General features: G+C 62.3%; 19 protein-coding genes. 14 read left to right on the top strand and 5 right to left on the bottom strand.

What is annotated here, in order from left to right; all coding sequences use genetic code 11:
• Nucleotides 1-185 precede the first annotated feature (185 nt).
• The 5 genes from moaE to ACI2JX_RS10835 form a co-directional block, all read right to left on the bottom strand.
• Nucleotides 186-635 (bottom strand): molybdopterin synthase catalytic subunit MoaE, encoded by a 450-nt coding sequence (gene moaE, locus ACI2JX_RS10855; RefSeq protein WP_368973030.1) that lies wholly within the window; start codon nt 633-635, stop codon nt 186-188.
• A gap of 2 nt (nt 636-637) precedes the next feature.
• Nucleotides 638-883, bottom strand: coding sequence for a MoaD/ThiS family protein (locus tag ACI2JX_RS10850; RefSeq protein ID WP_404690071.1), 246 nt, complete (start codon nt 881-883; stop codon nt 638-640).
• Nucleotides 883-1,353 (bottom strand): cyclic pyranopterin monophosphate synthase MoaC, encoded by a 471-nt coding sequence (gene moaC / locus ACI2JX_RS10845; protein WP_264236460.1) that lies wholly within the window; start codon nt 1,351-1,353, stop codon nt 883-885. The genes ACI2JX_RS10850 and moaC overlap by 1 nt, the downstream gene beginning before the upstream one ends.
• A 184-nt stretch (nt 1,354-1,537) precedes the next feature.
• Nucleotides 1,538-2,932 carry a PhoH family protein gene (locus ACI2JX_RS10840; protein ID WP_186553827.1) on the bottom strand — a complete coding sequence of 465 codons (1,395 nt, stop codon included), beginning with the start codon at nt 2,930-2,932 and terminating at the stop codon, nt 1,538-1,540.
• Between the two features lie 308 nt (nt 2,933-3,240).
• The gene (locus ACI2JX_RS10835; protein ID WP_404690070.1) at nt 3,241-4,383 is read right to left on the bottom strand and encodes a polysaccharide deacetylase family protein; all 1,143 of its coding nucleotides are present in this window, start codon (nt 4,381-4,383) and stop codon (nt 3,241-3,243) included.
• Nucleotides 4,384-4,528: 145 nt separating this feature from the next.
• On the opposite strand from ACI2JX_RS10835, the gene yaaA reads away from it, so the two are divergent.
• From yaaA to ACI2JX_RS10765, 14 genes are all read left to right on the top strand, one after another.
• Entirely contained in the window at nt 4,529-5,308 is a 780-nt protein-coding gene (gene yaaA, locus ACI2JX_RS10830) for a peroxide stress protein YaaA (protein WP_404690069.1), read from the top strand.
• 796 nt (nt 5,309-6,104) lie between these two features.
• Nucleotides 6,105-7,421, top strand: coding sequence for a nucleotide sugar dehydrogenase (locus tag ACI2JX_RS10825; RefSeq protein WP_368973025.1), 1,317 nt, complete (start codon nt 6,105-6,107; stop codon nt 7,419-7,421).
• Between the two features lie 62 nt (nt 7,422-7,483).
• The gene (locus ACI2JX_RS10820) at nt 7,484-8,965 is read left to right on the top strand and encodes a glycosyltransferase family 2 protein (RefSeq protein WP_186553821.1); all 1,482 of its coding nucleotides are present in this window, start codon (nt 7,484-7,486) and stop codon (nt 8,963-8,965) included.
• Nucleotides 8,966-9,002: 37 nt separating this feature from the next.
• The gene (locus tag ACI2JX_RS10815; protein ID WP_186553820.1) at nt 9,003-10,169 is read left to right on the top strand and encodes an alginate biosynthesis protein Alg44; all 1,167 of its coding nucleotides are present in this window, start codon (nt 9,003-9,005) and stop codon (nt 10,167-10,169) included.
• A gap of 12 nt (nt 10,170-10,181) precedes the next feature.
• Nucleotides 10,182-11,690 carry an alginate biosynthesis TPR repeat lipoprotein AlgK gene (gene algK, locus ACI2JX_RS10810; protein ID WP_404690068.1) on the top strand — a complete coding sequence of 503 codons (1,509 nt, stop codon included), beginning with the start codon at nt 10,182-10,184 and terminating at the stop codon, nt 11,688-11,690.
• Nucleotides 11,687-13,165, top strand: a complete 1,479-nt coding sequence (locus ACI2JX_RS10805; RefSeq protein ID WP_186553818.1) for an alginate export family protein — start codon at nt 11,687-11,689, stop codon at nt 13,163-13,165. The genes algK and ACI2JX_RS10805 overlap by 4 nt, the downstream gene beginning before the upstream one ends.
• A 17-nt stretch (nt 13,166-13,182) precedes the next feature.
• Nucleotides 13,183-14,739, top strand: coding sequence for a mannuronan 5-epimerase AlgG (gene algG, locus ACI2JX_RS10800; protein WP_264236454.1), 1,557 nt, complete (start codon nt 13,183-13,185; stop codon nt 14,737-14,739).
• A 14-nt stretch (nt 14,740-14,753) separates the two neighbouring features.
• Nucleotides 14,754-16,196: an alginate O-acetyltransferase gene (locus tag ACI2JX_RS10795; RefSeq protein ID WP_404690067.1), complete on the top strand. Its 1,443-nt coding sequence runs from the start codon at nt 14,754-14,756 to the stop codon at nt 16,194-16,196.
• Between the two features lie 8 nt (nt 16,197-16,204).
• Nucleotides 16,205-17,308 carry a mannuronate-specific alginate lyase gene (locus ACI2JX_RS10790; RefSeq protein ID WP_264236452.1) on the top strand — a complete coding sequence of 368 codons (1,104 nt, stop codon included), beginning with the start codon at nt 16,205-16,207 and terminating at the stop codon, nt 17,306-17,308.
• A gap of 192 nt (nt 17,309-17,500) precedes the next feature.
• Nucleotides 17,501-18,958, top strand: coding sequence for an MBOAT family protein (locus ACI2JX_RS10785; protein ID WP_186553814.1), 1,458 nt, complete (start codon nt 17,501-17,503; stop codon nt 18,956-18,958).
• A gap of 13 nt (nt 18,959-18,971) precedes the next feature.
• A complete protein-coding gene (locus tag ACI2JX_RS10780) occupies nt 18,972-20,129 on the top strand; it encodes an alginate O-acetyltransferase (RefSeq protein WP_368973527.1) in 1,158 nt (385 codons plus the stop codon).
• Nucleotides 20,130-20,146: 17 nt separating this feature from the next.
• Nucleotides 20,147-20,803, top strand: a complete 657-nt coding sequence (locus tag ACI2JX_RS10775; RefSeq protein ID WP_404690066.1) for an alginate O-acetyltransferase AlgF — start codon at nt 20,147-20,149, stop codon at nt 20,801-20,803.
• 33 nt (nt 20,804-20,836) lie between these two features.
• On the top strand, nt 20,837-22,291 hold the full coding sequence (locus ACI2JX_RS10770; protein WP_264236449.1) for a mannose-1-phosphate guanylyltransferase/mannose-6-phosphate isomerase: 1,455 nt from the start codon (nt 20,837-20,839) through the stop codon (nt 22,289-22,291).
• A gap of 267 nt (nt 22,292-22,558) precedes the next feature.
• Nucleotides 22,559-23,023 (top strand): multidrug transporter, encoded by a 465-nt coding sequence (locus ACI2JX_RS10765; protein WP_186553810.1) that lies wholly within the window; start codon nt 22,559-22,561, stop codon nt 23,021-23,023.
• Nucleotides 23,024-23,093: the final 70 nt, after the last annotated feature.

Here is a 23,093-nt window from a genome sequence, read left to right as displayed (position 1 = left end):
AGAACAACTGCTGATTGATTGACCTAGCAGGGACGCTGTGGGAGCGGGCTTGCCCGCGAAGAGGCCACTAGCAGCGCTATCTAGGTACGGCGAGGGCTTCGCCCTCGTTCGCGGGCAAGCCCGCTCCCACAGGCTAAGCCTGATCACACAAGGGTCGACAAGCCATCCTGCGACTGCCCGCGTAGCTATTGCCAGCGCTCGGCAGCATCCTGATCCGACTGCCTGCCCTCGACCCAGCGCGGCCCGTCCTGGGTGTTTTCCTTCTTCCAGAACGGCGCCCGGGTCTTTAGGTAATCCATGATGAAGTTGCAGGCATCGAATGCTGCCTGCCGATGCGCACTGGCCACACCGACGAACACGATCGGCTCGCCCGGCTCCAGCCCGCCAATACGATGCAGCACCTCGACCTTCAATAACGGCCAACGCTGCTCGGCCTCGACGACGATCTTGGCCAAAGCCTTCTCGGTCATGCCCGGATAATGCTCCAGGAACATCCCGGCCACATCCCGGCCATCATTGAAATCGCGCACATAACCGACAAAGCCGACCACCGCCCCGACCCCGACGTTGGCGGCATGCATGGCGTTGACCTCGGCGCCCGGATCGAACGCCTGCTCCTGCACTCTAACCGCCATGCTCAGCCTCCGGTCACCGGTGGGAAGAACGCCACTTCGTCGCCCTCTGCCAACGGCTCGTCGAGCCGGCACAGATCCTGGTTACGCGCGCACATCAGGTTCTGCTCGGCCAGCACCTGGTAATCATCGCCCTTCGCCAGCAAGGCGTTGCGCACATCGGCAATCGTCGCGAAATCGCCTTCCAGCGGCTCGCCATCACGCCCCAGTTGCTCACGGTAGCGAGCGAAATACACCACTTGGACTTTCATCACGCCTGCACCTGATAGTGGCCGCTCTTGCCGCCGATTTTTTCCAAGAGGCGCACCTGCTCGATGACCATGCCCTTATCCACTGCCTTGCACATGTCATAGATAGTCAGCGCCGCAACGCTGGCGGCAGTCAGTGCTTCCATCTCGACTCCGGTCTGCCCGGCCAGCTTGCAGCGGGCGACGATACGCACTGCATCGGTACCTTCGGCGCTGAGCTCGACCTTGACGCTGGTGAGCATCAGGGGATGGCAAAGCGGGATCAGCTCGCTGGTCTTTTTCGCCGCCTGGATACCGGCAATCCGCGCCACGGCGAACACATCGCCTTTGGGGTGCTCGCCGTCGACGATCATTTGCAGGGTCTGCGGCAACATGCGCACGCGCGCTTCGGCCACCGCTTCGCGTTCTGTCACGGCTTTTTCAGTGACGTCGACCATGTTGGCGCGCCCCTGGGAATCGAGATGAGTCAGCACTGCTCTGCTCCTGGGAAGGGAGCGATCAGTGTAAACCTGCCGGTCAGGTTTACGCAGCGAAAAAAGCCGGGCGGGTGGTGATTGTAGCGGCCTCATCGCGGGGCAAGCCCGCTCCCACAAGAGCGGTGCAGCCCGGTAGGAGCGGGCTTGCCCCGCGATGAGGCCGCTACAGCCACCTATCTATCTACAGGTGCGACTCAGCGTACTCAGCCAGTACCGAACGAGGCACACCCTGCAGGGTGATGTGCACGCCATGCGGGAAGTCCTTGAAGCGCTCGGTCAAGTAGGTCAACCCAGAACTGGTCGCCGACAGGTAAGGCGTATCGATCTGCGCCAGGTTGCCCAGGCACACCACCTTGGACCCTGCCCCCGCGCGGGTGATGATGGTCTTCATCTGGTGCGGGGTAAGGTTCTGGCATTCATCGATCAGGATCAGGCTCTGTTGGAAGCTACGACCGCGAATGTAGTTCAGCGACTTGAACTGCAGCGGTACCCGCTCAAGGATGTACTCGACGCTGCCATGGGTGCTCTCATCGTCCATGTGCAAAGCTTCAAGGTTGTCGGTGATCGCCCCCAGCCAAGGCTCCATCTTCTCCGCCTCGGTGCCTGGCAGGAAGCCAATCTCCTGGTCCAGCCCCTGCACGCTGCGGGTGGCGATGATGCGCCGGTAGCGCTTGCTGACCATGGTCTGTTCGATAGCCGCAGCCAAGGCCAGGATGGTCTTGCCGGAACCGGCGGCGCCAGTCAGGTTGACCAGGTGAATATCCGGATCGAGCAAGGCGAACAGCGCCAGGCTCTGATGGATGTCACGCGGTTTCAGCCCCCAGGCCTCCTGGTGCAGCAGCGGCTCCTGGTGCAGGTCGAGCAATAGCAGCTCATCGTTACGGATGCCCTTGATCCAACCCACGAAGCCTTGCTCATCGATGATGAACTCGTTGACGTGCACCGCCGGCAGGTTGTCGGTCAGCTGCACCCGATGCCAGGTGCGGCCGCGCTCCTGACGGGTCTCGACCTTGCTGACCCGGTCCCAGAACGATCCGCTGACCGAGTGATAGCCCTTGGACAGCAATGACACGTCGTCGACCAACTGGTCGGTGCTGTAGTCCTCGGCGGCAATCCCGCAAGCGCGCGCCTTCAGGCGCATGTTGATGTCCTTGGTCACCAGCACCACGTCCAGGTCGGATCGTTTAGCGCGCAGTTCCAGAAGCTGGTTGATGATGATGTTGTCGGCCAGGTTCTCTGGCAGCAGACGGTTGGGCTCGCTACGCGGGCTCATCAGGATGGACAAAAAACCTTTCGGTCCGCTCTTGCCACGCTGGATCGGCACACCCTGTTCGACATCACTGGGCGAGGCGTCACCAAGGGTTTGATCGATCAGCCGGATCGCCTGGCGGCATTCGGCGGCGATGGTGTGTTTACCGGTCTTGAGCTTGTCGAGTTCCTCCAGCACCGTCATCGGAATGGCGACGTGGTGCTCCTCGAAGTTGAGTAATGCGTTGGGATCGTGAATCAGGACGTTGGTATCGAGCACATAGAGGATCGGCTGGGTGGAGGAAGGGTTGCGTCCATGGTCATCCATACTCGGGCACCTTGTGTCAGAACCACGCGGCGCGTAACCGCTGCGCCGCAGAGTGACGCCGTTCTCCCCGTATCCGCGTCGTTACGGGCGGGAAGCGCACCTGGCAAAGGAGGGTCTGGATGACGCCACCTGTGCTGCAGGAATCGGCTGTCTGGTTCTTTCATACCGCAAAAACCATGAACAAAAAAAGCTTTTTTACGTGTCGATGAAGTTTATTTTTCCGAATGGCTAACGCGCCTTGGCTGGCTGCCATCGGGGGACTAAAGTCAAAGATCAAGCCCTATGCTTTTCGCGGGGTAGGTTGCCGCCTAGCGTGATGCAGGGGGGCCATCCTGGTGCGCATACGCCTGGCAATCCTCCCAGCCGATGCCACTTTGACCGGTGTTGTGCAGCAGCCACTGCACCGCCTGCTGGGCCTTGGGCTGATTGTCGTGCAGCTGAATCACCCCTTTGCGCCACAACAGCATCAGGGTTACCACGCGCTGGGCGGATTGCTCGGCAGTCAAGGCCGTGTCATCCAATGCATCGATATCCCACAGCGACACCTGCAGCCCCTGGCTGGCCATGAACGCCTCGCCATCGGCGCGGCGCTGGCCATAGGGCGGACGGAACAACGGCACGTACCGCTCGGGCAAATCCGCCTGGACCCGCGCCTGACTGCGGCGCAGCGAGTCTTGCCAGTCCTGCCACTGCGCATGCGAGCGGTACTCCCACCCCTGAATGCCTACGCATTGCCCGGCATATAGCTCGCCGAGCGAACTGGCGGCGGCGTCGCGACGTTGTTGCAGGCGATTACCCAAGACAAAGAAGGTGCCGCCCAGCTTCTGCCGGCGCAAATAGTCGGTCAGGCTGTCGGTGCTGCTGCCTTCGGCGCCGGGGCCACCAACGAAGGTCAGCAAGAACATCCGGTCATTGAGCTCATCGCCATTGCGCTCGCGGCTGGAGAGGCGCTCGATCTCGCTGCTGGTCTGCGGGAACAACGCTGCCTTGCGCAATTGCTCATCCAGATAGCGTACATGGAACTGCCGGCTCGGCTCGATCCAATCGGTATAGAACTCGCCGACATCAGCGTTGAACGTGGCGGCTTGCGTGCGAAGTTCGGCCATCGACTCGACCGGATAGCAGAACGAGGCATCCTGCTCGCAACTGCGCTGGGCCTGCTGATAGTTCTGCCACAGCCGCTGCCACATCCGCGCCCTTACCGCACGAATCACTGTCAAGTTGACCTGCCTGAGCTTGAGCCGCGCAGCCAGCGCCGGCTCATCGAGCAACTCGCTCTCTTGCAACACCTGGGCAAACGACAAAATTTCCGCGCGCGAAGCGACATCGAACAGCGCCGGGCTGTCCAGTTGCTCGGGCCACAGGCTGCGGTCCAGGCTGGCTTGAATCGGTGGGGCGGCCTGCACGGCCAGGCTGAACCATCCTGCCAGCAAGGCTAAGGCAATGCGCACGGTCGGACTCTCCGCAAATCCCGTTCAATCATGAGCTGCACTATAACGCGAGCCTCGCCGATGTTCTGTGACTATCGTCGGCATAGTTTGGACTTACCCCGGCCAGCCCGTAGAATCCGCCTCTACGATTCAAGGAGCCGACCTGATGCTGACGGTGATTTCCCCCGCCAAGACCCTCGATTACGACACCCCTGCGGTGACCCAGCGCTTCACCCTGCCGCAGTACCTGGACGACTCGCAGGAGCTGATCACCCAGCTGCGCGAGCTGAGCCCTGCGCAAATCAGCGAGTTGATGCACCTGTCGGACAAACTCTCCGGCCTCAACGCCGCACGCTTCGGCAGCTGGACCCCAGACTTCACCCCAGCCAACGCCAAGCAGGCGCTGCTGGCTTTCAAGGGTGACGTGTACACCGGGCTCGACGCCGAAAGCCTCAGCGAAGACGACTTCAGCTATGCCCAGCAACACCTGCGCATGCTCTCCGGCCTGTATGGCCTGCTGCGCCCGCTCGACTTGATGCAACCCTACCGCCTGGAGATGGGCACCAAGCTGGCCAACGCACGCGGCAAAGACCTCTATGCATTCTGGGGCACGCGGATCAGCGAATGGCTGAACCAGGCCCTGGCCGAGCAAGGCGATGACGTGCTGCTCAACCTGGCCAGCAACGAGTACTTCAGCGCAGTCAAGCGCAACGCCTTGAATGCGCGGGTCATCAACGTCGACTTCAAGGACTGGAAAAACGGCCAGTACAAGATCATCAGCTTCTATGCCAAGAAGGCCCGGGGAATGATGAGCCGGTTCGTGATCCAGGAGCGGATCAACGATCCTGAGCAGCTTAAGCAGTTCGATGTGCAGGGGTACTACTACAGTGCCGAGCAGTCGAAGACGGATCATTTGATGTTCTTGCGGGATAATCCTGAGGCCTGAAACATGCTGGGCCGCTTTGCGGCCCCAGCGGCGGTCCGACGCGAAGGGCGGCACCGCCCCCTCACGTCACTCCTAATTCATATAGCCATCACGCCAAGATCCTGGCGCCAAAAACCCACCTCCTATACTGTTATCGCCAAACGCCATAAGACCGTTCGTACTTTTTTGACGAATTTTGAAAAAATTTTTCTGATACTGGCACAAAACTATCTCACCCCGTTTTCGCCCTTTATATATAGGGATGGCACTCGCCAGTGCCATCAGTATGAAAGTATTTACGCCTGAAAAAATATTTAGAAATCATTCATTCTGCACGAACCCCCTCAGGAACTTCTGCTAGCCGCGGTCGCTCATAGCACCCGTAACGATTCACGAGCGTTGAACGTGAGAGATGACTTACAGATGACAACGGCAGGTATCTACACCCGCCCAGGAAAGTTCGACAGCGGCAATGGCACGCGCCACTAAGCCCTGTCACACGGAGGATAGACGCGCCCCCTTTAATCGTCCTAGTGGTTGATTTCAAAGGATTTATTCACTTGAAAAAACAAGCACAGCAGTTCGCCAAGTAGCGTTCTGCATTTAAGACGGCTGCATTTCAGGGCACGCCTTTTAATTATCGGCCTTTGACTGCCATTTAAGAGTGCACAACTTTTTGCACTCCGGATTTATTCATGCCTGCGTTCGGTGAAGTGTCTTTTCGCCATGGATCCGTGCGCCCGAATACTGCTGGTTAATCAACCCGGTCGGCTCTTCCGCTGAAGGGCTGGCGTGATAAACACACGAGGTGAATGCGATGCGTATCAGCATCTTTGGTTTGGGTTATGTGGGTGCAGTCTGTGCAGGTTGCCTGTCGGCACGGGGCCATGAAGTGATTGGTGTGGACGTGTCCGCCACCAAGATCGACCTGATCAACAAGGGCAAGTCGCCCATCGTCGAACCGGGTCTGGAAGAACTGCTGCAACAAGGCCTGGCCAATGGCCGCCTGCGTGGCACCACCGACTTCGCCGAGGCCATCCGTGCCAGCGACGTGTCGATGATCTGCGTCGGCACGCCGAGCAAGAAAAACGGCGACCTGGGCCTTGAGTACATCGAGTCGGTGTGCCGCGAGATCGGCTACGTACTGCGTGACACCAGCCGCCGCCACACCATCGTGGTGCGCAGCACCGTGTTGCCAGGCACCGTGAAGAACGTGGTGATCCCAATCCTGGAAGACTGCTCGGGCAAGAAAGCCGGGGTCGACTTCGGCGTGGCGGTCAACCCTGAGTTCCTGCGTGAAAGCACCGCGATCAAGGACTACGACCACCCGCCAATGACCGTCATCGGCGAACTGGACAAGGCCAGCGGCGACGTTCTGCAAGCGCTGTACGAAGAGCTCGACGCGCCGGTGATCCGCAAGGACATCGCCGTGGCCGAGATGATCAAGTACACCTGCAACGTCTGGCACGCGACCAAGGTCACCTTCGCCAACGAGATCGGCAACATCGCCAAAGCGGTCGGCGTCGATGGTCGTGAAGTGATGGATGTGGTCTGCCAGGACAAAGTGCTCAACCTGTCGCAGTACTACATGCGCCCAGGCTTCGCCTTCGGCGGCTCGTGCCTGCCCAAGGACGTGCGCGCCCTCACCTACCGCGCCTCCAGCCTGGATGTGAAAGCGCCGCTGCTCGACTCGCTGATGCGCAGTAACGAATCGCAGGTGCAGAACGCCTTCGACATCATCGAAAGCCACGACAAACGCAAGATCGCCCTGCTTGGCCTGAGCTTCAAGGCTGGCACCGACGACCTGCGCGAGAGCCCCCTGGTCGAGTTGGCCGAGCGCCTGATCGGCAAGGGCTACGAGCTTAACATCTACGACCAGAACGTTGAGTACGCCCGAGTCCACGGCGCCAACAAAGACTACATCGAGTCGAAGATCCCGCACGTGTCCTCGCTGCTCAACGCCAACTTCGAGCAAGTGGTCAACGACGCCGAGATCATCATCCTGGGCAACCGCGACGAGCAGTTCCGTGCCCTGGCCGACCGCGCCCCGGAAGGCAAGCAAGTGATCGACCTGGTCGGTTTCATGAACAAGCCGACCTGCTCCACCAGCCGCACCGAAGGCATCTGCTGGTAAGCCAGCCTGACGCGGGGCCGCAAGGCCCCGCTCTTCACTGAATTTCGCGACGGATGCCGAACATGCAAAGGTTCCAGACAGTGCTGTTGCAGTGCGCCGGGTGGCTGCTCTACATGAGCCTGCTCATGTTGATCGCCCTGGCCCTGCCCAGCGACATCTTCGACTCGCAGTCGAAGCACTTCATCTTCCTGGTCGGCGCCGTCGGCATCTGGCGCTACTCAATGGGCGCCACCCATTTCATCCGCGGCATGATCTTCCTGTACGGCGTCTACCCGTACCTGCGCAACAAAGTGCGCAAACTGGGCAAGGCCGCGGACCCGTCCCACGTGTACCTGATGGTCACCAGTTTTCGCATCGATGCGCTGACTACCGCCCAGGTCTACAGCTCGGTGATCCGCGAAGCGATCAACTGCGGCTACCCGACCACTGTGGTCTGCTCGCTGGTGGAAAAGTGCGACGAGCTGCTGGTGAAAAGCCTGTGGGCCAAATACAACCCGCCTGAACACGTCACCCTCGACTTCGTGCGCATCGCCGGTACCGGCAAGCGCGATGGCCTGGCCTTTGGCTTCCGCGCCATCTCGCGGATGATGCCCGACCAGCACGCGGTGGTGGCGGTGATCGATGGCGACACCGTGCTCGGCGAGGGCGTGGTGCGCAAGACCGTACCTTGGTTCAAGCTGTTCCCCAATGTCGGTGGCCTGACCACCAACGAATTCTGCGAAGTGCGCGGCGGCTACATCATGAGCGAGTGGCACAAGCTGCGCTTCGCCCAGCGCCACATCAACATGTGCTCGATGGCCCTGTCCAAGCGCGTGCTGACCATGACCGGGCGGATGTCGATGTTCCGCGCCAGCGTAGTGACCAACCCTGAGTTCATCGCCGACGTCGAGAGCGACTCGCTGATGCACTGGCGCCTGGGCCGCTTCAAGTTCCTCACCGGCGACGACAAGTCGAGCTGGTTCAGCCTGATGCGCCTGGGCTACGACACCTTCTATGTGCCGGATGCGGCGATCAACACGGTCGAGCACCCGCCGGAAAAAAGCTTCCTCAAGGCCAGCCGCAAACTCATGTACCGCTGGTACGGCAACAACCTGCGGCAGAACTCGCGCGCCTTGGGCCTGGGCCTCAAGCGCCTGGGGCTGTTCACCAGCGTGGTGCTGTTCGACCAGCGCGTGTCGATGTGGACCAGCCTGCTCGGCCTGACCGTGGCGGTGATCGCCAGCCTCAAGTTCGGCATGGCCTTCCTGCTGGTGTACCTGCTGTGGATCGGCATCACCCGGCTGATCCTGACCATCATGCTGCTGTGCTCAGGCCACAGCGTGGGTCCGGCCTATCCCGTGATTCTCTATTACAACCAGATCGTCGGCGCGTTGATGAAGATCTACGTGTTCTTCCGCCTCGACAAGCAGTCCTGGACCCGCCAGCCCACTGCCCTCAAGCGTGACCTTGCCAGCTTTCAACAATGGTTCAACACCTGGTCCTCCCGCACCATGACCTTCTCGGCCGCGAGCATCTTCGTCGCCGTGCTGTTCATGGTCGTGTGAGCCACCCCGGATCGGATACAACAGGAACGAAATCGCCATGAATACCGCCGTGAACGTCAATGTCGTGCATGAGTCCGAAGCCCAGCGCCAGCACGCCCGGGTCCGCATCCCCGCCAAGCTGCGCTTCCTGGATGGCAATCGCGAGCCACAAGAGGTCAAGGTCGACGACCTCTCCGCTGGGGGCCTGTCCTTCCATGCCAAGCGCGCGCTGCCGATCGGCGATGTGCTGCGCGGTCGCCTGCAGTTCGTGGTCGACAACCTCGGCCTGTCGATGGATATCGAATTCCTCGTGCGTGCCAGCGACCCCGCCACCGGCCGTACCGGTGCCGAGTTCCAGAACCTGGAGCCGCGTGACATCGCCACCCTGCGCCACATCATCACCTCGCACCTGTCCGGTGAACTGATCACCGCCGGTGACGTGCTCAGTACCCTGCAGCGCGACAACTTCACCAAGGCGCGCAAGCAGAAAGACGGCGGCTCGGGCTTGAGCGCCTTCGGCCGCCTGCGCGCGGTGACCGTGACCCTCGGCGTGTTCGTGGTGGGTATCGCCGCCTTCGGCTTCGTCGCCAAGTCGCTGTATGGCATGTACTTCGTCAGCCATGCCGAAGCCGGTGTGGTCGCAGTGCCGACCACCACCGTTACCATGCCACGTGATGGCACCGTCAAAAGCCTGGTGGAGAGCGGCGGCCAAGTGGTCAAGGGCGCGCCACTGGCAAGCTTCAGCACCAGCATGCTGGACATGCTCAAGGGCCATCTGGACGACGCGCAATTGGAGCCGGCCAAAGTCGAGGAACTGTTCGGCAAGCAGCTCGCAGGCACCCTCACCAGCCCCTGCGACTGCGTGGTTGCCCAGCAACTGGTGGACGACGACCAGTACGCCAGCAAAGGCCAGCCGATCTTCCAGCTGATCCCCCGCACCACCAACCCGATGATCGAGGCGCGCTTCAGCTATCGCCAGTTCGACGAGGTCAAGCCAGGCACCCGGGTCAACTTCCAGATCGCCGGCGAAGACGAAGTACGTACCGGCCAGATCGTCAGCAGCGCCAGCCTCAACAGCGCAGACCTGGCCTCCGACATCCGCGTGCAGATCAAGCCAGACGGCGCGCTGCCTGCTGAACTGGCCGGTCGCCCAGCGTCGGTCAACAGCGACCGCGGTCCGTCGTTGAACTGGCTGATCGACAAAGCCGTCGCCCGTGGGCTTTAAGAGGATCGAACAATGATCTCCAAGCACACCTCTGTCCCTGTGGGAGCGGGCTTGCCCGCGAATAGGCCGGCGCCGATCTCACTGCCCCTTCGCGGGCAAGCCCGCTCCCACAAGGTGCGTGTCAACCTCGGGCTTTGCGCGTTGACCGCTGCCATCGCCCTGGCCGGCTGCGCGGGCCTGCCCGACCAGCGCCTGGCCAACGAAGCGATGAAGCGTGGCGACACCGCCACCGCCGAGCGCAACTACAAGGCCCTGGCCGACCTCGGTTACAGCGACGCCCAAGTGGGCCTGGCCGACATCAAGGTCGCCTCCCGCGACCCTGCCCAGCTCAAGGAGGCCGAGGCCACCTACCGCGACGCCGCTGCCACTTCGCCGCGTGCCCAGGCGCGCCTGGGCCGCCTGCTGGTGGCCAAGCCCGACAGCACCCAGGCTGAACGCGAAGAAGCCGAGACCTTGCTCAAGCTCGCCGCCAAGCAAGGCGAAGGCAACACCCTGATCCCGCTGGCGATGCTCTACCTGCAATACCCGCAAAGCTTCCCCAACGTCAACGCGCAACAGCAGATCGAGCAATGGCGCGCCGCCGGCCAGCCGGAAGCGGGCCTGGCGCAGATCCTGCTCTACCGCACCCAGGGCACCTACGACCAGCACCTGGATGACGTCGAGAACATCTGCAAGGCCGCCATCAACAGCACCGACATCTGCTACGTCGAGCTGGCCACCGTCTACCAGAAACGCAACCAGGCCGACCAGCGCAACGCTCTGCTCGAGCAGCTCAAGGCCGGCTATGCCCGCGGCACTGTGCCGGCTACCCGGGTCGACAGCGTCGCCCGCGTGCTGGCTGATCGCAACCTCGGCCAAACCGACGAGAAAACCGCCAAGGAGCTGCTCGAACACGTGGCCCCGGCCAACCCAGCCTCCTGGGTCAGCCTCGCCCAGCTGCTGTACGACTTCCCCGAACTGGGCGACACCGAACAGTTGCTGGCCTACATCGAAAAGGGCCGCGCCGCCGAACAGCCACGCGCCGAACTGCTGCTGGGCCGCCTCTACTACGAAGGCAAGACCCTGCCGGCCGATGCCGAGAAAGCCCAAACCCACTTGCAGGCCGCAGCCGATGCCGGCGAGATCAGCGCCCACTACTACCTCGGCCAGCTCTATCGCCGGGGCTATCTGGGCCAGGTCGAGCCACAGAAGGCCGTCGACCACCTGCTCAGCGCCGCTCGCGGCGGTCAGCTCAGCGCCGACTACGCCTTGGCCCAGCTGTACAGCGAAGGCCACGGCATTCGCCAGAATCCGGGCAATGCCTGGGTGTTCGCCCAGTTGGCCCAGGCCAACCCCACCGAACAGTCCAGCGCCATGCTGCAACAACTCGATCAGCAATTGACGCCTGACCAGCGCAGCCAGGCCGAGCGCCTGCTGGCGCAGGAGAAGCAGGCGCGCGGCAGCATGGCCAAGGGCGCCAACAGCGTCATGGCCATCGAAGCCCTGCAAGACGATGAAGACGCCGAGGACGCCTCCCTATGACGCTCAACCCTTTCGTGAAAGCCGGCATCGGCCTGAGCTTCGCCCTGCTGTGGTCGTGCCCGACCCTGGCTGACATGACTGCGCAGAAAAACTTCGGCCTGGAAGTGAAAGTCACTGCTCAATCCGAAGACGACCGCGACCTGGGCACCCGCTCCGGCGGTGACGTCAACGGCCTGGGCCTGGACCTGCGCCCCTGGGTATATGGCGAGCGCGGCAACTGGAACGCCTATGCCATGGGCCAGGCAGTGACCGCCACCGACATCATCGAGACCGACACCCTGCGCGCCTCGGACGATGGCAGCGCCATCGACACCGGCGACGACAGCCGCCAGCCCGACAAAAGCTACCTGGCCCTGCGCGAATTCTGGGTCGGCTACAACGGCTTCACGCCCTACCCCGGCGAATACCTGCGCTTTGGCCGGCAACGCCTGCGCAACGACGACGGCATGTGGCGCGACACCAATATCGAGGCGCTGAACTGGACCTTCGACACCACCCTGCTCAAGGCCGATGTCGGCGTTGCCCAGCGCTTCAGCGAATACCGCACCGACCTGACTGAGCTGGCCGCCGAAGACGAAGACCGCACGCACGTCTACGGCAACGTCGCCGCGCAGTGGACGCCAGGTCACTGGGTTGGCCTGCGCGCCCATCACACCCATGACAGCGGCAGCCTGAACAAACCCGGCGAAACCATCGACACCCTCGACAAGACCCGCACTGGCGATCTCACCTGGCTTGGCCTTGAGGCCAACAGCGATGCCTACAACTGGCGCAACGACCACACCGTCAACTACTGGGGCAGCCTGACCTGGCTGACCGGCGATCGCGACAAGCTCAGCAGCGAGACGCGCAATGGCGAGCAAGTGGTTACCGGCAAGCAAAGCGGTGACGTCAACGCCTGGGCCACCGACCTGGGTATCCGCCTGCGCCTGGACCCCAACTGGCAGGTCGGCGCCGCTTATGCCCGCGGCAGCGGCGGGGGTGGCAGCGACGGCTCGAACAACTTCGAACAGACCGGCCTTGAGAGCAATCGCTCCAACTTCACCGGCACCCGCTCGCGCGTGCACCGCTTCGGCGAGGCCTTCCGTGGCGAGCTGGGCAACTTGCAGGCAGCCACCCTGTTCGCCTCCTGGCAGCTGCGCGAGGACTACGACGCAAGCTTCATCTACCACAAGTTCTGGCGCGTCGATGACCAACAGAACATCGGCTCCAGCGGCATCAACGCGGTGGTCGAGGACAACGGCGTCAACCGCCCGCTGATCAGCGGCGAGAAGGACCTGGGCCAAGAGATGGACGTGGTCGTCACCAAGTACTTCAAGCAAGGCTTGCTGCCGGCTTCGCTGAGCCAGTCGATCGACGAACCGTCGGCCCTGGTACGCCTGCGCGCGGGTGTCTTCAAGCCGGGTGACGCCTATGGCAAAGAAGCCGATTCGTACATGCACCGCGCCTTCGTCGACGTGATCTGGCGCTTCTGAGCCGGGAGAGGAAAGCTATGAACCTGCACCCGCATCTTCGCCACAGTCTGCTCGCCAGCGCCTTGCTGCTGGCCGCAGGCGTGGTCCAGGCCGCCGAGCCGGAAATGGCCAAAGGTCTGCAGCAGGCCAAGACCTACACGGTATCCAGCGCGCCGGTCGAGCCGCTGCACATGGATCCGCCCAAGCTGCCCGATCTTTCCGGCTACACCGCGCAAGCGGTGCAAAAGAAGATCGATCGCAGCCGCAAGGGCAAGGTCAGCGTGCGCCGCATGCTCCAGGAAGAGTCGCTCAAGGAGTTCATCGGCGGCGACAACAAGGCCGCCGAATGGGTCCAGCGCCAGCACGGCATCCCGCAGGCGATCTTCGTCGATGACGGGCATGTCGACATGGCGCAGCTGAGCAAGCAGGTGCCTGACCAGTACCTGCGCGAAGTCTCGCCTGGGGTGTTCCTCGCCCGCCTGCCGATCGTGGTCGGGCAGAAGGGCATCCTTGAGATCGACGGCAAGGTCAAGGAGCTGCGCCTGTCGCAAGAGGGCGGCTCGTTCCTGGTCAACGACGGCAAGCTGTTCGTCAGCGACACCCAGGTCACCGGCTGGCGCGAGAAGGACAACGGCCCATCGACCTTCCGCTCGCCCAAGGAATTTCGCCCCTTCTTGCTGTCGTGGGGTGGCACCGAGACCTACATCGTCAATAGCAAGATGGCCAGCTTCGGCTACGCCAAGTCCAAGTCGTATGGCGTGAGCATCTCGCAGTACACGCCGAACATGGCCAAGCGCATGGGCCGCCCGGAACCGACCGGCTGGATCATCGGCTCCGAGTTCAGCGACATGTGGTACGGCTTCTATTGCTACGAGACCAGCGACTTCGTGGTCAAGGACAGCACCTACCGCGACAACATCGTCTACGGCATCGACCCACACGACCGCTCGCACCGGCTGATCATCGCTGGCAACACCGTGTACGGCACCAAGAAGAAGCACGGCATCATCGTTTCGCGTGAGGTCAACGACAGCTGGATCATCAACAACAAGAGCTACGACAACAAGCTCTCCGGGGTGGTGATCGACCGTAACAGCGTCAATAACCTGATCGCCTACAACGAGATCTACCGCAACCATACCGACGGCATCACCTTGTACGAAAGCGGCGACAACCTGATCTGGGGCAACAAGCTGATCAACAACCGTCGCCACGGCATTCGCGTGCGTAACAGCGTCAACATCCGCCTGTATGAAAACGTCGCCATGGCCAACGGCCTGGTCGGGGTCTACGGGCACATCAAGGACCTGTCCGACACCGACCGCGACATCGCCCTTGACCCGTTCGATACCAAGGTCTCGCTGATCGTCGTTGGCGGTGAGCTGGCGGCCAATGGTTCCGGGCCTTTGTCGATCGACTCGCCGCTGTCGGTCGAGCTGTACAAGGTGTCCATGCTCGCCCCACGCAAAGCCAGCGGCATCAGCCTCAATGGCGTGCTTGGCGAGCGCCAGGACGAAATCCTCGACCTGCTGGTACGCCAGCAGAAGGCCGTGCTGATCGACCCGGTCGAACGCCAGACCGAAATGATCGATTAAGGAAAGCCAAGACCATGACGACCCCACACCTGATGAAACTGCTCGGTCTGTCCGCCGCCCTGCTGGCGATCAGCCAAGGCGTGCGCGCCCAAGACGTGCAAGCGCCAAGCTTCAGCGCCGAGCCCTGCTGCCAGCTGTGCCCAGAAGCACATGACGCCAGCCGCTACACCACTCGCTACCAGCAGAACTTCACCACCCTGGTGCAAGCGCAAGGCGACTGGCTGTTCCGAACCCGCGAAGACCTGCGCACCGAGTTCACCACCACTGCCGCCGGCTACAAGCGCTTGCAGCAGGTGCACGACGCGTTCAAGAAACGCGGCGTCGAACTGGTCGTGGTGTACCAGCCAACCCGTGGCCTGGTGAACCGCAACATGCTCAACCCGCAAGAGAAAGCCGCCTTCGACTACCAGAAGGCGCTGGGTAACTACCAGGCCATGCTGCAGCGTTTCGCCAAGATGGGCTACAACGTGCCGGACCTGTCGCCGCTGACCAACGAGCAACTGGCCGCCGCCGACCAGGGCAAGGACTTCTACTTCCGCGGCGACCAGCACTGGACCCCATACGGCGCCGAGCGCGCAGCGAAGATCGTCGCCGATACGGTGCACAAGATGCCCGCTTTCGAGGGCATCCCGCGCAAGGAATTCGAAACTCACAAATCCGGGCGCATGGGCAAGACCGGCACCCTGCACAACGTCGCCGGCCAGCTCTGTGGCACCAGCTATGCGGTGCAGTACATGGACCAGTTCGCCACTGAGCCGAAGGGTTCGAGCGGCGGCGACGACCTGTTCGGTGACAGCGGCAACGCCGAGATCACCCTGGTCGGCACCAGCCACAGCGGCAAGAACTACAACTTCTCGGGCTTCCTGCAGCAGTACATCGGCGCCGACGTGCTCAACGTCGCCTTCCCCGGTGGCGGTCTGGAAGGGGCGATGATCCAGTACCTGGGCAGCGAAGAGTTCCAGAAAAACCCACCGAAGATCCTCATCTGGGAATTCTCGCCACTGTATCGCCTGGACCAGGAAACCATCTGGCGGCAGATCCTCGGCCTGCTCGACGACGGTTGCGACGATCGCCCGGCGCAGATGAGCGCCAGCGCCACTCTCAAACCCGGCAAGAACGAGCTGATGGTCAACGGCAAGGGCGGCGTGATCAAGGATCTGGTCAACCGCAACCTGCAGATGGACATCAAGTTCGAGGACACCTCGGTCAAGGTCCTGCAGGCCACCTTGTGGTACCTCAACGGCCGTCATGAAGACATCAAGATCGAGAAACCGGAAACCTCCGAGACCGACGGGCGTTTCGTCTTCCAACTGCGTGAAGACGAAGACTGGGCCAGCCAGAACCTGCTGGCGCTGGAAGTCCAGGGGCCAGAACAAGGCACCCAGAAGGTCGAGGCCAAGCTGTGCAAACGCAACAACTTCGCCAGCCCCGCGCACACCGCGCAAGCTGGCCAGTGAGGCGAACCATGACCAACACTCGCACCATCACCGCCCCCGCCCTGCTCGCCCTGGCGCTGTTTGGCAGTGCCGCGCATGCCGCGTTGGTGCCGCCCCAGGGTTACTACGCCGGGATCGAGCAGATCAAGACCACCGACGGCAAGTTCCAGTGTGAAGCGGCGCCCAAGCCCTACACCGGTGCGCTGCAATTTCGCAGCAAGTACGAAGGCTCGGACAAGGCCCGGGCGACGCTCAACCTGGCGTCGGAAAAAGCCTTCCGCAGTTCCACCCAGGACATCACCACGCTGGAGCGCGGCATCAGCAAGATGGTCGGTCAGTACATGCGTGACGGCCGCCCGGCCCAGCTCGATTGTGCACTGAGCTGGCTCGGCACGTGGGCGCGCGCCGATGCCTTGATGTCGACCGACTACAACCACACCGGCAAGTCCATGCGCAAATGGGCGCTGGGCAGCATGAGTGGTTCGTGGCTGCGTCTTAAGTTCTCCAACTCCCAGCCACTGGCCGCGCACCAGGCCGAGGCCGAACTGATCGAGAAGTGGTTCGCCCGCCTCGCCGAACAGACCGTGCGCGACTGGAGCGACCTGCCGCTGGAGAAGATCAACAACCACAGCTACTGGGCGGCCTGGTCGGTCATGGCCACCGCCGTGGCCACTGACCGCCGCGACCTGTTCGACTGGGCAGTGAAGGAATACAAGGTCGGCGCCAACCAGGTCGATGAGCAGGGCTTCTTGCCCAACGAACTCAAGCGCAAGCAGCGCGCGCTGGCCTATCACAACTACGCCCTGCCGCCACTGGCGATGATCGCCAGTTTCGCCCAGGTCAATGGTGTCGACCTGCGCGGTGAGAACAACAACGCCTTGCAGCGCCTGGGCCAGAAAGTCTTGGCCGGGGCCAAGGACCCGAGTGCGTTCAAGCGCCGCAATGGTGAGAAACAGGACATGAAAGACCTCAAGGTCGACAGCAAGTATTCCTGGCTCGAACCCTATTGCAGCCTCTACGCCTGCAGCGGCGACACCTTGCAGCGCAAACGGGGCATGCAGCCGTTCGACAGTTTCCGCCTCGGCGGCAACCTGACCCGGGTCTACGACCCGAGCGCAGAAAGCAAGAAGTAACAATCCGATGTGGGTGTGATCCCTGTGGGAGCGGGCTTGCCCGCGAAGAGGACACCGCAGTGTCTGGCAATGGCTTCGCCATTGTTCGCGGGCAAGCCCGCTCCCACAAGGAAATGAGTTGCTCTTCAGTCATCGACTGGGGGGTTTGGGGGGCTGCTGCCCCGGATGCTGTGAACAATAAGGAGAACCGGGATGGTCTTCTCGTCAAACGTGTTCCTGTTCCTGTTCTTGCCGATCTTCCTCGGCCTGTACTACTTGAGCGGGCAACGCTATCGCAACCTGCTGTTGCTGGTTGCCAGCTACATCTTCTACGCCTGGTGGCGGGTCGACTTCCTCGCGCTGTTCGCCGGGGTCACCCTGTGGAACTACTGGATCGGCCTGAAAGTCGGCGCCGCCGGCGTGCGCACCAAGCCGGCCCAGCGCTGGCTGCTGCTCGGCGTCGGTGTCGACCTAGCAATCCTTGGCTACTTCAAGTACGCCAACTTTGGCGTCGACAGCCTCAACGCGATCATCACCTCGTTCGGCCTTGAACCGTTCATCATCACCCACGTGCTGCTGCCGATCGGCATTTCGTTCTACATCTTCGAGTCGATCAGCTACATCATCGACGTGTACCGCGGCGACACCCCGGCCACCCGCAACCTGATCGACTTCGCCGCGTTCGTGGCGATCTTCCCACACCTGATCGCCGGCCCCGTGCTGCGCTTCAAGGACCTGGTCGACCAGTTCAACAACCGCACCCACACCCTGGACAAGTTCTCCGAAGGCTGCACCCGCTTCATGCAGGGCTTCATCAAGAAAGTGTTCATCGCCGACACCCTGGCGGTGGTCGCCGACCACTGCTTCGCCCTGGAAAACCCCACCACCGGCGATGCCTGGCTGGGCGCCCTGGCCTACACCGCGCAGCTGTACTTCGACTTCTCCGGCTACAGCGACATGGCCATCGGCCTGGGCTTGATGATGGGCTTCCGTTTCATGGAGAACTTCAAGCAGCCGTACATCAGCCAGTCGATCACCGAGTTCTGGCGACGCTGGCACATCAGCCTGTCGACCTGGCTGCGCGACTACCTGTACATCACCCTGGGCGGCAACCGCAAAGGCACCTTCAACACCTACCGCAACCTGTTCCTGACCATGCTGCTCGGTGGTCTGTGGCATGGCGCCAACTTCACCTACATCATCTGGGGTGCCTGGCACGGCATGTGGCTGGCAATCGAACGCGCCCTGGGCCTGGATACCAACCCGCAGCGCTTCAACCCGGTCAAATGGGCCTTCACCTTCCTGCTGGTAGTGGTCGGCTGGGTGATCTTCCGCGCCGAGAACCTGCACGTCGCCGGGCGTATGTACGGCGCCATGTTCAGCTTCGGTGAGTGGCAGCTGTCGGAACTCAACCGCGCCAACCTCACAGGCCTGCAAGTGGCGACCATGTTCATCGCCTACGCGAGCCTGGCGTTCTTCGGCCTGCGCGACTTCTACCGCAATGCCAAGCCAACCGCCAAGGCAACGCCGGTGCAGATCAACGCCGACGGCTCGATCGGCCTGGACTGGACCCGGGTGATGGCCCGTGTGCTGGTGCTGCTGCTGTTCGTCGCCTCGGTGCTCAAGCTCTCCGCGCAGAGCTACTCGCCATTCCTCTACTTCCAGTTCTGAGGCACGGACGACCATGACCCGGACACTTCGCATCACCTACTCCCTGACCTTCCTCGGCCTGCTCACAGGCCTGGGCGTGTGGTCGCTCAGCGGCGCCTCGACGTTCCAGCGCACCGAGCAGATGACCCTGCTCAACGGCAAGCTGGCCAAGGCCGCCGAAACCCATTACGACGATCAGTTCCCGATCAAGCGCATCAGTACCAACCTCTGGGCGGCACTGGATTTCAAGCTGTTCAACGAAGGCCGCCCCGGCGTGGTGCTGGGGCGCGAGCAGTGGCTGTTCAGCGACGAAGAGTTCAAGCCCACTGCTGGCGCCGAGCAACTGATGCAGGAAAACCTGGCGCTGATCCGCGGTGTGCGCGACACCTTGCAACGCCAAGGCACGCAGCTGGTGCTGGCGATCGTCCCGGCCAAGGCGCGGATCTACTCCGAATACCTCGGCCAGGAGCTGCCGGCCAGCCTGCATGGCGACCTGTACAACCAGTTCCATGCACAGGCGCGTCAGGCCAACGTATTCGCCCCTGACCTGCAAGCGCCAATGGAGCAAGCCAAAGCGCGTGGCCAGGTGTTCCTGCGTACCGACACTCACTGGACGCCGATGGGCGCCGAGGTCGCCGCCCAGGCGGTGGCCGAAGCGGTGGCTCGCCAGGGCCTGCTCAGCGGCGACCCACAGGCGTTCATCACCCAAGCGGGCGAGACCAAGCCATACAAGGGCGACCTGACCAACTTCCTGCCGCTCGACCCGCTGTTCAGCAACCTGCTGCCCGCTCCGGACAACCTGCAGCAACGCAGCACCCACGCGGTCGAGACCGAAGGCGAGACCGGCGATGCGCTGTTTGCCGACAGCCAGATCCCGGTGGCCCTGGTCGGCACCAGCTACAGCGCCAACCCCCACTGGAATTTCCTCGGTGCCCTGCAGCAAGCGCTGCGCAGCGATGTCGCCAACTACGCCGAAGACGGCCACGGGCCGTTGCTCCCGATGCTCAAGTACCTGCAAAGCGATGCCTTCAAGAATGCCGCGCCACAGGTGGTGGTGTGGGAATTCCCCGAACGTTATCTGCCAATGAAAAACGACCTCAGCGCGTTCGATCCGCAGTGGATCGCGCAGCTGAAAAACACCCGTAAATCTGAAGAAAACCTGGCCCTGTCGTCCAACCGGGCGAACCACTGATAGAGAGGAACACGCACATGACCCATAAGCCATCTTTTGCCAAAGCCCTCACCCTCGCAGCCGGCCTGTCCCTTTCCGCGCTGGCCTCGGTACATGCCTTCGCCGGCGCTGACGCGGCCCTGTACGGCCCAAGCGCGCCTAAAGGCTCGACCTTCGTGCGCCTGTACAACGCCAGCAGCGCGCCGACCGCCGCCAGTGTCGGCAACACCCAGATCAAGCAGGTTGGCGCACAAGCCAGCAGCGACTTCAGCTTCCTCCCAGGCGGCGACTACACCGCCCAGGTCGCGGGCAAATCGGTGCCGGTCAAGCTCGCCTCGGATAAGTACTACACGCTGGTCAACAACAGCGCTGGCAATCCGCAGTTGATCGAAGAGCCACCGTTCAAGAACAAGCAGAAAGCCCTGGTCCGCGTGCAAAACCTGACCGACCAGCAGCTGACCCTGAAGACCGCCGACGGCAAGACCGAAGTGGTCAAGCCGGTAGCCGCCAACGGCCGCGGCGAGCGTGAGATCAACCCGGTCAAGGTCAACCTGGCCTTGTACCAAGGAGACAAGAAAGTCGGCGACGTCAAACCCGTCGCCCTGGAACGCGGCGAAGCTGCCGTGCTGTACGTCACTGGCTCCGGCAGCAGCCTGTCGCCGGTGTGGGTAACCCGCCCTGTGTCCACTAACTGATCCCCTGCCTCTATCGACCTTTGGAGAAACATCATGATTCCGGTAATTCTTTCTGGTGGTAGCGGTTCGCGTCTGTGGCCTCTGTCGCGCAAGCAGTTCCCCAAGCAGTTCCTCGCCCTGACCGGTGAGCACACCCTGTTCCAGCAGACCCTCGAGCGCTTGGTGTTCGAAGGCATGCAGGCGCCGATCGTGGTCTGCAACAAAGACCACAAATTCATCGTTCAGGAGCAACTGAGCGCGCTGAACCTTGAGACCCAGGCGATCCTGATGGAGCCGTTCGGCCGTAACACCGCGCCAGCGGTGGCGATGACCGCAATGAAGCTGGTCAACGAAGGTTGCGATGAGCTGATGCTGGTGCTGCCGGCCGACCATGTGATCGATGACCAAAAAGCCCTGCAACGCGCCCTGGCCCTGGCCACCGTGGCTGCCGAGCGCGGTGAAATGGTGCTGTTCGGCGTGCCGGCGACCAAACCGGAAACCGGCTACGGCTACATCCGCTCCAGCCAGGACGCGCTGCTGCCCGAAGGCGTGGCGCGGGTTGCGCAGTTCGTCGAAAAACCTGACGAAAAACGCGCCACCGAGTTCGTCCGCGCCGGCGGCTACTTCTGGAACAGCGGCATGTTCCTGTTCCGCGCCAGCCGCTTCCTCGAAGAGCTGAAAAAGCACGATCCGGACATCTACGACACCTGCCTGCTGGCCCTGGAGCGCAGCGATCAACAAGGCGACACCCTGAGCATCGACGAAGCCACCTTCGCTTGCTGCCCGGACAACTCCATCGACTACGCGGTGATGGAAAAGACCCAGCGCGCCTGCGTGGTGCCGCTGTCAGCCGGCTGGAGCGATGTCGGCTGCTGGTCGTCGCTGTGGGACGTGCACGAGAAGGACGACAACGGCAACGTCACCAAAGGCGATGTGGTGGTGCAAGACAGCCGCAACTGCATGATCCACGGCAACGGCAAGCTGGTGTCGGTGATCGGCCTTGAGAACATCGTCGTGGTCGAGACCAAGGACGCCATGATGATCGCCCACAAGGACAAGGTCCAAGGCGTCAAGCAGATGGTCAACACCCTCGACAAGCAGGGCCGCAGCGAGACCCAGAACCACCTGGAGGTGTACCGCCCGTGGGGCTCGTACGACTCGGTCGACATGGGTGGGCGCTTCCAGGTCAAGCACATCACGGTCAAGCCCGGTGCCAGCCTGTCGTTGCAGATGCACCACCACCGCGCCGAGCACTGGATCGTGGTCTCGGGCACGGCCGAGGTGACCTGTGACGAGAACGTGTTCCTGCTCACCGAGAACCAGTCGACCTACATCCCGATCGCCTCGGTCCACCGCCTGCGCAACCCCGGCAAGATCCCCCTGGAGATCATCGAAGTGCAGTCCGGCAGCTACTTGGGCGAGGATGATATCGAGCGCTTCGAAGACGTCTACGGGCGCACGTCCACGCCGATGGAGCGTGGGGTTTCGGTGAAGACCATCGCCCAGTAAGCGTTTCCCTGATCACCTGGGGACATTGACTACGTGGTGACCACGTGGGAGCGGGCTTGCCCCACGATAGCGTCATGGCAGACAACGCAATCACTCTGTCAGATCGCTATCGCGGGGCAAGCCCGCTCCCACGCCCCCCCGCCTATTAGTTCCATCAACCAACAGGTCCACGCAGCCATCCTTGCGTGCGCCAACGTTGCTTTTTGAGGTGAACCCCTTTTACAGCTACGATGGTCAAACCCGCCCAACCAAGGCATGCCCTGCACAATGATCATCGGCGCTCTGCTCATCCTCACCTGGCTGGTCCTGCTCCTGCGCTACCCGGCCAAGGCCCTGCCGATCTCCCTGGCCGCCGTATTGGGCCTGGGGCTGGTTGCGCTGTGGGTAGTCTGGCAAGACAGCCGCGAATCTTCGCAGCTGGCCCGCCTGGAATTGCGCCTGACCTACGCTCCGGATCAGTGTCCTGCCGACCGCGCCCTGCGCGTGACCATGAAAAACGGCAACAAGGCCCCCCTCACCGAACTGCGCTGGCGAGTCGGCGCCTATGCGCCGGGCGATACCGTCAACCTCGCTGAAAGCACCTACAGCGCACCGCGCTACCGCGGCCCCGGCGAATTGCAACCTGGCGCCGAGTGGAGCGACTGCCTGCCCTTGCCGCCGCTGCGTTCAGGCTATCGCCCGCAGACCCTGGAGTTTCGTCCAGAACACCTGCAAGGCTCGTTTGCCAACTAGCATTTTTGTCAGTTTCGCCGCGGCACCACCTGGCATTGAATAGGCGCATTGCCTTGTCAGGAGGACGTTG

The sequence above is a fragment of the Pseudomonas sp. NPDC088890 genome (genome assembly GCF_044900155.1).
Taxonomy (GTDB): domain Bacteria; phylum Pseudomonadota; class Gammaproteobacteria; order Pseudomonadales; family Pseudomonadaceae; genus Aquipseudomonas; species Aquipseudomonas urmiensis.
Note: the sequence above shows the minus strand (reverse complement) of the source record. Positions and strands in the feature narration are given on the sequence as shown.